Here is a 10,185-nt window from a genome sequence, read left to right as displayed (position 1 = left end):
TGAAGTCAAGACGCAGGCGCCTGCCACGACACTAGCTTTTGAAACTGGCGCCAGGCTCACATGAGAATGTGCCGAACGACGTCGTGCTCGTGGAACACCAGATTGGGCAGGTAGCCGAGAGCCACGAAATACTCCCGGTCCCTTTCGACGCTGACGAAGACGGCTGTGCTTTCCAGCGGGCTGTCGCTGAGTTCCTTGGTCAACTTCACCTTTTCGCTGAGGCCAAGCTCCCGCATTAGATTTTCGAGCGCGATGATCTCCGTGAAGCCAGCAAGAAGCAGCGTATCGATTCCGACTGCCGAATTCACCTCGCTGACCAGCGTTTGGATGGCCACCAACAGGGGCAGCCCTTCGCGGAAGGGGCGGATCTCCGGGTGGTCAAGCATCCCGCCCCACATCACGCGCGTATAGAGTTCATACGCCTTGATGAAGTTCTTGCGCGCCGCCCAGAAGCGGAAGGCGACTGCCATGCGGTTGAGCGTGAAGATCCTGCACATCTCCTCATATTTGCGGCGTGTGTCGGGAGTCAGGTTCAGTGCGCCGCGTCTGACCCCTGTGTAGAGGAAATATTCAAGTCCTCCGCGATACCGGTCCCAGCTCGACATAACGTCGTTGGTGCCTTCCTGGGGCCGGTCGCGAACGATCGCCGAATTGCCGATGGAGCGATAGAACGGCCGCTGCAGGAAGGTGACTGCGCCTTGATCGAGGAAATGCGCAAGGAACGGGAACGGATAGAAGCATATATCGCGCGGAATCCAGGCCGAGCGCAGAGCCGACGCGCGGTAGATCGCGATTTCCGGAAAGATATGGCGGTCGAATATATAGTGAAAGACCTCGGTAAAGCTGCCATGCGCAAACTTCCGGTCCTCCTCGACATGATAGAACGTCGTGATGTCGGTGTTGGCGACTTCGTCATACAGGAACCAGGGCGCATGAGCGCAGGTCACATCCTGGTTCTCATCGAGATATTTGACGGTTTCGGCCACCGCATCGGCAATCAGTATGTCGTCGTCCGCGAGATAGATGAGGTATTCGCCCCTGCCGAGGCGCAGGGCGCTCGTCACGTTGGCGTTGGCACCCGCATTGATCTCGCGCTTGTAATAGCGAATCGGTAATCCGTGAGCGAGGAACTCCTCGACAACCTGTTGGGTGTCATCGGTGGAGGCATTGTCGCAGATGACGATCTCGAAGGGAAAGTCGAACCTGTAATCGTTCCGGCAATAGGTCAGCGCGCTTCTGAGATAGGCTTCGCGATTGTATGTCGGAATGCAGATGCTGAGTTTGATGCCGCTCAAAGGTTTCTCTCCTGGCGGTAGCTTTCAAGCGCGACGTCGCGCTCGCTGATGACGCTCGGCCTAAAAGGCCAGGCGATCGAGAAGGCGGGATCGTCCCAGCGGACACCGCGGGCGAGTTCGGGCACATAGGCTTCCGACATCTGGTAGAAGAGTTCGCAGTCGTCCTCGAGCGTCAGGAAGCCATGCGCGCAGCCTGCGGGAATATAGAAGGCATTGTGGCTGGTCGCATCGAGTTCGACGGAGGCCCATTTGAGATAGGTTGGCGACCCCCGTCTCAGATCGAGCGCGACGTCGAAGACCCGGCCGCGCACAGCCCTTACCAGTTTCGCCTCCGGCTTCGGATCAGCCTGATAGTGCATGCCGCGCAGCGTTCCGCGCCGGTGGTTCTGGGAGAGGTTGCATTGCGGATAGACCGAGGCAAGCCCATGCGTGGCAAAACTTTCCGCGCAGAAGGTCCGCGCAAACATCCCGCGGTTGTCGGCGTGTAACTCGATTTCGACGACGAAGGCGCCCGCAACCGCGGTCGGCGCAAATCTCATCCGAGCACCGTCAATTCAGGCACGGCGACGGCAAATTGTCCGCCCCAGCTGGCGACCTTGCTGTTGCCGGAAACAACCTCGTTCTTGATGTTCCAGGGCAGGATCAGCACGTAGTCCGGCCTCGTCTCTTCCATCTTCTCCGGCGCATAGATCGGCAGCTTGCTGCCCGGCAGGTAATGGCCCTGCTTGTGCGGGTTGCGGTCGACGACATAGTCGATGAGATCTGTGCCGACGCCGCAGAAGTTCAGCAGCGTATTGCCCTTGGCGGCGGCGCCATAGGCGGCCACGCTCTTGCCGTTCCGCTTCGCCTCTTCGAGGAAGGAGAGCAGCCCTTCCTTGATCGGCGCGACGCGGCTTTGGAACGCCTCGTATGTTTCCGTCCTGTCGAAGCCGGCCGTTTTTTCGTCGGCCTGCACTTTGGCCAGGCCAGCGCCTGTCGCGTGGGCGGTCGAGGTCGCACAACACGCGAGGATGCGCAGGCTGCCGCCATCGAGTCGGCAGTTCCTCGACGTCGAACACCTTCAGGCCGTGGGCGGCGAATACCTTTTCGACGGCGAGCAGCGAGAGATAGTAGAAATGTTCGTGATAGACGGTGTCGAACTGAATGCTTTCCATCAGCCGCAGGAGATGCGGAAATTCGACGCTGACGACACCATCCGGCTTCAGCACGGCCGAGAGCCCGCCGACGAAGTCGTTGATGTCGGGTACGTGAGCAAGCACATTGTTGCCGATGACCATGTCGGCGGCGTGGCCGCGCGACACGAGATCGGCGGCGGTCGCCTTACCGAAGAATCGTGCCTCCGTCGGAACGCCTATACCGCGGGCGACTTCGGCGACGTTTTCTGCCGGCTCGATGCCGAGCACCGGCACGCCGGCCTCGACGAAATGCTTCAGCAGGTAACCATCATTGCTCGCCACTTCGATGACTTGCGATGTCGCGCCAAGGCCGAAGCGCTCGCGGGCCATGATGGTGAAGCGGCGCGCATGCTCCACCCAGCTGTCGCTGTAGGAGGAGAAATAGGCGTAGTGGCTGAAGATGTCCTCCGGCGGCACGAAGGCGTCGGCCTGCACCAGCCAACATTGCGAGCACACGAAGGCGCGCAGCGGATAGGACGGCTCCGGCTGTGTGAGCTGCTCTGCCGTCAGATAGGCATTGGCGAGCGGCGTCGAGCCGAGATCGACGAAACGATGCTTCAACGGAGCGTCGCAAAATCGGCAATTGTGCGCTGTCATGATATGGCTTCCTCATAGGCCGTGATCTGACCGAGCGAGAAGGCGCGCATGTCTTCGCCCTCCCGGTTGGCCCGGTACCAGGCGGCAGTCCAGTCGATGGTCTGTTGCAGGCTGAGGCGCGGCCGCCAGCCGATGGAGTCGAACGCCAGCGCCGAACTCAGCGTCAGGGCCGGCGCTTCGGGCAGATGTTCGCCCGGCGCAAGCCGCCACACGTCTTCGACGCGGTGCGCGCGCCCGAGCGCTTCGGCAAGTTCGGAAACGGTCGCGAAGCTCTCGGGATGCGGACCGAAATTCAAGGCATCGGGCAGCTTCCTGTCACCGCCAAGCGTCAGTGCTTCGGCGAAGGCGAGATAACCGCCCAATGGCTCCAGCACATGCTGCCAGGGACGGACCGCCTCCGGATAACGCAGCAGGATCGGCTGGTTGCTCTCGAAAGCGCGAATGAAATCCGGGATCAGCCGATCCTTCGACCAGTCGCCGCCGCCGATCACATTGCCGGCGCGCACCGTGGCGAGCTGGATATCGCGCCCCTTGAAGAAACTGTCGCGATAGCTCTGGCAGACGAGTTCCGTGCAGGCCTTGGAGTTGCTGTAGGGATCCTTGCCGCCGAGCGTATCGGTCTCGATGAAGGGTATGCCGCTGCCATTGTTGGCATAGACCTTGTCGGAGGTGATGACGAGCACGGTTTTGACCGAGGGCGCCTGCCTGACCGCGTCGAGAACATTCGCCGTTCCCATGACATTGGTCGAGAAGGTTTCGGCCGGGTTCTCATAGGAGCGACGCACCAGCGCCTGCGCCGCCATATGAATGACGATCTCCGGCTCGAAGCCTTGAAAGACGTCAAGAAGCGCGCCAGCATCACGGATATCGATGATATGGTGGCCGCGATCGTCCCAGGGCGCGAGTTTCCGATAGAGCGACGGTTCGGTCTCCGGCGCCAGCGAAACCGCGGCGACATCGGCGCCGAGGCGCTCCAGCCAAAGGGAGAGCCAGGACCCCTTGAAGCCCGTATGTCCGGTCAGGAAGACCCGCCGCCCTTTCCAGAAGTCCGTCAGGCCCATAGCTTCCACGGCGCCTTTCCGGAATTCCAGAGTTCCTCCAGATGGGTGCGCTCGCGAAGCGTATCCATTGGCTGCCAGAAGCCGTCATGCTTGAAGGCGGCAAGCTGATTGTTGGCGGCGAGCCACTCCAGCGGTCCGGCTTCCCAGATCGTGTCGTCGCTCGGGATGAGATCGATCACCGAGGGGTCGAGCACGAAGAAGCCGCCATTGATACGCTGGCCGTCGCCTCGCGGTTTCTCCACGAAGGAAGTGATGAACTGACCCTCGATATTCGTGGCGCCGTAACGTCCGGGCGGGGTTACCGCGCACATCGTCGCCTTCAGGCCATGATCGCGATGGAAGGCGACTTCGGCCGCAATGTCGATGTCACCGACACCGTCGCCATAAGTCATGCAAAAGGGTTCGCCTGGTGTGAGATGCTCGCGAATGCGCCCCAGACGGCCGCCGGTCATCGAATGCATGCCGGTATCGACCACGGTCACGCGCCAATCCGGTCGTTTGCCGCCGTGATAGTTGATGCTGTTGGCCCCGAGGTCGACGGTTATGTCGCTGTGATGCAGAACAAGGTTTACGAAGTATTCCTTGATCATGTAGCCCTTGTAGCCGGCGCAGATGATGAAGTCATTGAGGCCGTGGTGGGCATAGATGTTCATGATATGCCAGAGGATCGGCATGCCGCCGATTTCGACCAGGGGCTTGGGCCGCACGCTGGTCTCTTCGGCAAGACGCGAGCCAAGGCCACCGGCGAGAATTACAACTTTCATCCCAGGTGAACTCCAGAGTGTCCAGCAATCGGCTTTCCGCGGGAGTTCGCTGAGACCCCGACAGGCGGGATGACTCTCCTCGGGCGGAAAGGCCGGATGTTTATCCTTCTCTCGGTATCCGATTTCGTTCTTGTGCGAGGCTTGCGGAGGGATGGGACGGGGAGCGGCGCTTTCCGCAAGGCCATGTGAGCAATGGAACAGCTGAGCTGGCCGCACCAGCCACGTCGGTCTGCCGGAGGGATCAGAAGAAAATGGCTCTATCGGGCAACAAAATCGCTTTCCACCTTGCCCGGCACGCTCCTTGCATTATTACTAATATTCTAATCCTTGGGGAGAAAGTGCAATGCAATGGAACACATCGGCGGATTTTTCGCCTCTTGTTCTCTTTCTTGGCGCCCGGCACCAGCGTAGGATCGTGAGAACGCTCCGCGATGCCGCCGAGGTTTTAATGACGGAATGGCCGCTTGAGGATGGAGAGGAATACGTCGCGGCCGTGAAGGCTTGCGCGGATGCCATTACGGGGCAAGCGGGGACGGATCAGCTTAGGGATTTGCTTCTGAGCGCCGCCAGGGAGGCTGGCATCGCCGTTTTGTCAGTGATCCCCGACAGTGGGCAGACAACGCCGCACATGGCGGCGTAGAGGCCATTTTTCACCTCATCAAGCGTCTCCTAAGAGTTGTAGACACTTGCTTGGGCCATATTCAGCGCCAGCATCGACGAACCATTTCGAATTCGTCAAGTATAGAGAATATCTGCCGCACGTAATCGGCGGCGGTCCATTTGCGAGCCCGTATATGACCCTTCTCGATCATCTGCTGGCGCAGATCAGGGTTTTGCAGTAACTGTCGAACCGCAGCAGCGATTGATTCCGGCGCCAAGGCGTCGACGTAGAGGGCGGCGTCCTCCAATTGTTCGTGGGCGCCGTCATAATTCGAGGCTATCACCGGGCATCCGAAGGCAAAGGCTTCCAGGGGCGGCAAATTATCCGGTCCGAACTGGCTTGCATAAGTCAGCGCGAACGCTCCCTGATAGAGCGCGGTCAGATCCTCACGGGCGACAAAACCGAGGAACAGCACCTGTTGTTCTATACCAAGGTTGCGCGCCAGCGAGCGCAAGTGCTCAAGATTGCCGTGATCGGACCCCACCAAGGCAAGCTGGAACGGCTCCGCCTCTCCGTCATTGATCAAGCGTAACGCGTGCAATAGGTTGGCGTGGTTCTTGTGTGCCCAGAATTGCGCTGGATAGTACAGATATCGGCCGGTAATTCCCAAAGCCTGGAGCCGGGACGGCGTGTCGATCTCAGGAGGATTGAAGCAAAAGCTAGGCGTGGGCAGGGGAATAACACGGATGCGCGTTGCCGGAACACGGTAGAAATTTTCGATTTCGCGCCGGCCTTCTTCGGTGCCGGTAATCACATACGCAGCACGCCTGAGATAGCGGCTAAAGAACTCTTCACGAATATCCCACAATCCGCCCAGGCTGACTTCGGGAAAAAACGGCTGCAGCCTGTGCTGAAGGTCGAAGACGGTGGTAATGTAAGGCACGTCGAAAGCTTCATGCTCATAGTGCCCGATCGACCAAGTGAACTCGATATCATTCCGCGCCAGGACCGCCGCGGCACGGCTGATCTGAGGCCCCTCTTCGCGCGCTCCATTGTTTTTTCCCAGCACGCGCCGCAAGAAACGCTTGACGCGCCGGCGTGGCGTGAGCGGCGGCTCGGGAGCGGCCATGGCAGAAATATGCACGTTGGAAGGACGGCCCGGAAGGGCAGAAAAATCCTCTTTCTTATCGTGTTCGCAAATCACGTGAAATTCGTGACGTGAATCCGCCGCCAGTTCCAGAAAGGACCTGAAGATATCCTGCTGATAAGTAAATACGCCGCCAGATTGCGGAGAAGGATCATTGAAGAAAAAGCCGACCTTCAAACTGCGCTCCGTTACTGGCCTTGGTACGCGGCCGTCGGCCTGTCCGACATTTTCCGCACAACATAAGTCATGTTCCAGTCGTCCTTAGACACTGCTTTTTCCGGCTGCATAAAGGGGCATCGCAGAAGAACTTCGAAACCGAGCGCTGTCAGCAAGTCGACCATTTCCTGCGGGAAATAAAACCGCACGCGATGGTTCTCGCTGAAATGCTTTACGGTCCCGTCTGCATAATCGACCTTGAATTCGAAATTGACGACGGCTTGTTGTGCAATCTCATCGAGGGTCGTACGGGAAACGCGCTCCACCTTGCGTTTATCGTCCGCCTCGTGCCTCACCTTGTGAGGGGAATATTGCGGCAGCACCGCCGCGCCGTTCCACACATCGAAAATGAAAATGCCGCCCGGCGCCATTTTCTGCGCGACATTCCTCAAGGTCAGTTCAAAATCGGTAAAGCGGGTGAGATAGCCCAGTGCCGCAAACATGGCCAGAACGACGTCGAAAGAACCCGGGATTGTATCGGCAGTTTGAAACGAACACTCGTGGAATCCTACATCGAGCCCGCGTTCCCTGGCGCTATCGCGCGCCACCGCAACCATCCCCGATGAGATGTCGCTACCTTCGACAACATAGCCCCCGGCCGCCAGTTCCATGGCATGACGTCCTGTACCACAGGCCAGATCCAGAACCCGAATCGGCGCATCATGTTGACGCGGCGCGTATTGCTCAATCAGAGCCGCGACAAAGCCAGCCTCACCGGCATAGTCCTTGTCGCGGTATATAAGATCATAGATCGCGGAGTATTCGCCGAACGGAATCGGCTCTTGTTCTTTCCCTGTCACGGCGCAAAAACACTCATTGGTCCAATGCTTCGATCAGGCTCTGGCAGACGTAATCAATGTCGTCATCAGAAATCGCAGGGCCGCTGGGCAGATAAAAGCCGCGCAGGCCGAGGTCGTTCGCCACCGGGCATTCATCGGCACTGGTCCAGCCGCGATCGATAAAAATCTCCTGCATGTTGTAAGGCAGGAAATTCTCGCGGCTCTCAATGCCCTTCTGTGCCAGCGCACGCATCACTTCTGCGCGCCGCCCCGCGTTGCGTCCGCTGACGAGCACCATGTACATCCAGTGAACATTGCGGGCATAAGGCTTTTCCACCGGCAACTGCAGGTCGTCGCGCCCGCGCAGGCGTTGCGTATACTTGTTTGCAATGCTTCGCTTGGCATCGATGATCTGTTCGATCTTGCCGAACTGGGCATGCCCGATCGCTGCCTGCAGATTGGTCATCCGAAAGTTGTATCCGATGTCCTTATGCATAAATTTGTTCTTGTCACCGAACGCCAATCCCTTGAGATTACGGGCGCGGTCAGCCCACTCGGCGTTATTGAGTGTCAGCATCCCGCCTTCACCTGTTGTGATCACCTTGTTGGCGTAGAAGCTGAAGCAGCCGATGTCGCCGATACCACCGACCTTGCGGCCTTTGTACAGGGCGCCATGAGCCTCGGCACAGTCTTCGATCACGTACAGATTGTGCTCGCGGGCAATCTGCATGACGGGATCCATGTCGACCGGGTGACCAAACAGGTGCACCACCAGAATAGCTTTGGTCTTCGAAGTGATCTTTGCGCGTAACAGCGCCGGATCGAGGTTCAAAGTATCGGCTTCGGAGTCAATCGGGACAGGATGCGCCCCCTGGTACAGCACCGCGAAAAACGTTGCCATATTGGTCAGCGAGGCCACTAGCACCTCGTCGCCGCGACCGATCGACAGGGTTGCCAGCGCCAGGTGAAGTGCGGTGGTTCCGCTGGACACCGATACCCCATGAGCACAGTCGCAATAAGCGGCGAATTCCTGTTCGAACGTTGACAGGTAGTCGCCGAAGAAACCCGAGATGGCGCCTTGGGCCAAGGCCGCGTTGACATGATGGGTTTCTTCCGGCCCCAGCAATGGCTGCGAGACGGGCACGCGACGTACGGATGCGGACGAATCCTGGCGCAAGGATTGTGTTGACATGGCTCAGATACCGGTTGCCAGGGGAACGTCGAGACGGAACGTATCGCTTTCGTATTCCTTACCGCCACGCGGTCCCCTGGTAAAGACCAGCAGATCAGCATCATCCAAGCCTACAAGGGCATGGCGCACATGGGGCTTCGTAACGAAGAGTTCGCCCGGATTCATCACAATCTCAACCACCGGCTCGCCGGGCAACTGACTGACCAACTTGATGCGGCCCGATATCACATAGTTCCATTGGGTGGTTTGCTCGTGATAATGGTTGCCGCGTACCGCGCCTTTGGAAAAGGTGATGCGCGTAATTGCGTTGATCGTCTCGTTTTCGAGAAGATCGGTAATTTCGCCGCGAGCATCCTTGAATGCGGGGGCCAGGGAGATTTTCTCCATTACGTGCTCCTTAAGAACAGTCAGTCGACGATTTTGGGGAAGGGGATCGGGATAATGAATTTGCCTCCCCGGCGCCGGAATTCGTGCAGGTTTCCGATGATCTCCTCGGCAAAATTCCAGGCCAAGAGCAATGCATAATCAGGCTGACGGTTGAGCAGTTCTTCATCGGATACCACGGGAATGTGCGCGCCCGGGGTATAACGGCCAATTTTCAGCTTCGACTTCTCCGTGACGAAATCAAGTATGTCGGCGTCAAGGCCGCAGTAATTGAGCAGGGTCATACCCTTGGCGGGGGCGCTGACGGCGGCGATCCGCTTGCCCTCATGCTTGAGGGAATGAAGCAGCCAGGTCAGTTCGTCCTTGTTGCGCCTGACGGCAGCGGCAAACTCGGCCAGTTTTTCGTGGCTGTATATGCCCATTTCCACTTCTTGTTGCGCCATGCGTTCTGCGTCCGACGAAGCGGGCCACATGCCGGTCCGGCCCACATGCACACGGAAAGAGCCGCCATGAATATCGCGCTCCTCAATATGAAATATTTCCATGTCGTGCTTGCGGAAAAAGGCCAGCAGAGGTTTGACCGACAGGTACGAGAGATGCTCGTGATATATCGTGTCGTATTCGTTGTGCTTGAGCAGATTGACGAAATACGGCGCTTCAAAAATGAACACGCCTTTTTCGCTAAGCAATTCCTTGACGCTGGAGATAAAGCGATCCAGGTCATCCACATGGGCAAATACGTTGGTCGCGGTAACCACCGATGCGTGACCTTTGTCGGCAACGATCGTGCGAGCGGTGTCTTCATTGAAAAAATCGCAGATCGTGTCGATCCCATTTGCCTGGGCGATCAGGACGATGTTGGCCGCAGGGTCGACGCCCTGCACCCGCAAGCCTTGGCTTTGGAAAGCGCCCAGCAGCACGCCCACATTGCTGCCGATATCCACCGCCAAGTCCTCCGGCCCTAACTTAAGGCG

10 protein-coding genes and 1 pseudogene are annotated in these 10,185 nt (G+C 58.5%); 1 reads left to right on the top strand and 10 read right to left on the bottom strand.

The window, feature by feature from the left end:
• Window positions 1–56: 56 nt before the first annotated feature.
• The 5 genes and pseudogenes from MHI61_RS22575 to rfbF form a co-directional block, all read right to left on the bottom strand.
• A complete protein-coding gene (locus MHI61_RS22575) occupies window positions 57–1,295 on the bottom strand; it encodes a glycosyltransferase family A protein (protein WP_239790609.1) in 1,239 nt (412 codons plus the stop codon).
• Window positions 1,292–1,834, bottom strand: a complete 543-nt coding sequence (gene rfbC, locus MHI61_RS22570) for a dTDP-4-dehydrorhamnose 3,5-epimerase (protein WP_239790608.1) — start codon at window positions 1,832–1,834, stop codon at window positions 1,292–1,294. Before rfbC ends, MHI61_RS22575 begins: the two co-directional genes overlap by 4 nt.
• Window positions 1,831–3,067, bottom strand: a pseudogene (locus tag MHI61_RS22565) (class I SAM-dependent methyltransferase). Before MHI61_RS22565 ends, rfbC begins: the two are co-directional and overlap by 4 nt.
• Window positions 3,064–4,128, bottom strand: coding sequence for a CDP-glucose 4,6-dehydratase (rfbG, locus tag MHI61_RS22560; RefSeq protein WP_239792894.1), 1,065 nt, complete (start codon window positions 4,126–4,128; stop codon window positions 3,064–3,066). Before rfbG ends, MHI61_RS22565 begins: the two are co-directional and overlap by 4 nt.
• Window positions 4,119–4,892 carry a glucose-1-phosphate cytidylyltransferase gene (rfbF, locus tag MHI61_RS22555; RefSeq protein ID WP_064681496.1) on the bottom strand — a complete coding sequence of 258 codons (774 nt, stop codon included), beginning with the start codon at window positions 4,890–4,892 and terminating at the stop codon, window positions 4,119–4,121. Before rfbF ends, rfbG begins: the two co-directional genes overlap by 10 nt.
• Before the next feature lie 343 nt (window positions 4,893–5,235).
• Between rfbF and MHI61_RS22550 the strand changes: the two genes are divergently transcribed.
• Entirely contained in the window at window positions 5,236–5,532 is a 297-nt protein-coding gene (locus MHI61_RS22550; RefSeq protein ID WP_010030002.1) for a DUF982 domain-containing protein, read from the top strand.
• A 61-nt stretch (window positions 5,533–5,593) separates the two neighbouring features.
• Here the strand turns inward: MHI61_RS22550 and MHI61_RS22545 are convergent, their stop codons facing one another.
• The 5 genes from MHI61_RS22545 to MHI61_RS22525 are packed head-to-tail and all read right to left on the bottom strand — an operon-like array spanning window position 5,594 to window position 10,155.
• Window positions 5,594–6,817, bottom strand: a complete 1,224-nt coding sequence (locus tag MHI61_RS22545) for a glycosyltransferase (protein ID WP_239790607.1) — start codon at window positions 6,815–6,817, stop codon at window positions 5,594–5,596.
• An 11-nt stretch (window positions 6,818–6,828) separates the two neighbouring features.
• Window positions 6,829–7,656 (bottom strand): class I SAM-dependent methyltransferase, encoded by an 828-nt coding sequence (locus tag MHI61_RS22540; protein ID WP_239790606.1) that lies wholly within the window; start codon window positions 7,654–7,656, stop codon window positions 6,829–6,831.
• Window positions 7,657–7,669: 13 nt separating this feature from the next.
• Entirely contained in the window at window positions 7,670–8,827 is a 1,158-nt protein-coding gene (locus MHI61_RS22535) for a DegT/DnrJ/EryC1/StrS family aminotransferase (protein ID WP_239790604.1), read from the bottom strand.
• A gap of 3 nt (window positions 8,828–8,830) precedes the next feature.
• Window positions 8,831–9,214 carry a cupin domain-containing protein gene (locus MHI61_RS22530; RefSeq protein ID WP_064681492.1) on the bottom strand — a complete coding sequence of 128 codons (384 nt, stop codon included), beginning with the start codon at window positions 9,212–9,214 and terminating at the stop codon, window positions 8,831–8,833.
• A gap of 20 nt (window positions 9,215–9,234) precedes the next feature.
• A complete protein-coding gene (locus MHI61_RS22525; RefSeq protein WP_239790603.1) occupies window positions 9,235–10,155 on the bottom strand; it encodes a class I SAM-dependent methyltransferase in 921 nt (306 codons plus the stop codon).
• Between the last annotated feature and the right edge of the window lie 30 nt (window positions 10,156–10,185).

This window comes from Rhizobium sp. K102 (assembly GCF_022385315.1).
Classification (GTDB): domain Bacteria; phylum Pseudomonadota; class Alphaproteobacteria; order Rhizobiales; family Rhizobiaceae; genus Rhizobium; species Rhizobium croatiense.
The sequence above is the reverse complement of the archived record's forward strand: the minus strand, read 5'-3'. Positions and strand labels throughout refer to the sequence as shown.

Bases quoted from the DNA above. Each gene is read 5' to 3' on its own strand.
- rfbC (WP_239790608.1), bottom strand. From the start codon at position 1,834: ATGAGATTTGCGCCGACCGCGGTTGCGGGCGCCTTCGTCGTCGAAATC.
- MHI61_RS22535 (WP_239790604.1), bottom strand. From the start codon at position 8,827: ATGTCAACACAATCCTTGCGCCAGGATTCGTCCGCATCCGTACGTCGC.
- rfbG (WP_239792894.1), bottom strand. From the start codon at position 4,128: ATGGGCCTGACGGACTTCTGGAAAGGGCGGCGGGTCTTCCTGACCGGA.
- MHI61_RS22530 (WP_064681492.1), bottom strand. From the start codon at position 9,214: ATGGAGAAAATCTCCCTGGCCCCCGCATTCAAGGATGCTCGCGGCGAA.
- MHI61_RS22550 (WP_010030002.1), top strand. From the start codon at position 5,236: ATGCAATGGAACACATCGGCGGATTTTTCGCCTCTTGTTCTCTTTCTT.
- rfbF (WP_064681496.1), bottom strand. From the start codon at position 4,892: ATGAAAGTTGTAATTCTCGCCGGTGGCCTTGGCTCGCGTCTTGCCGAA.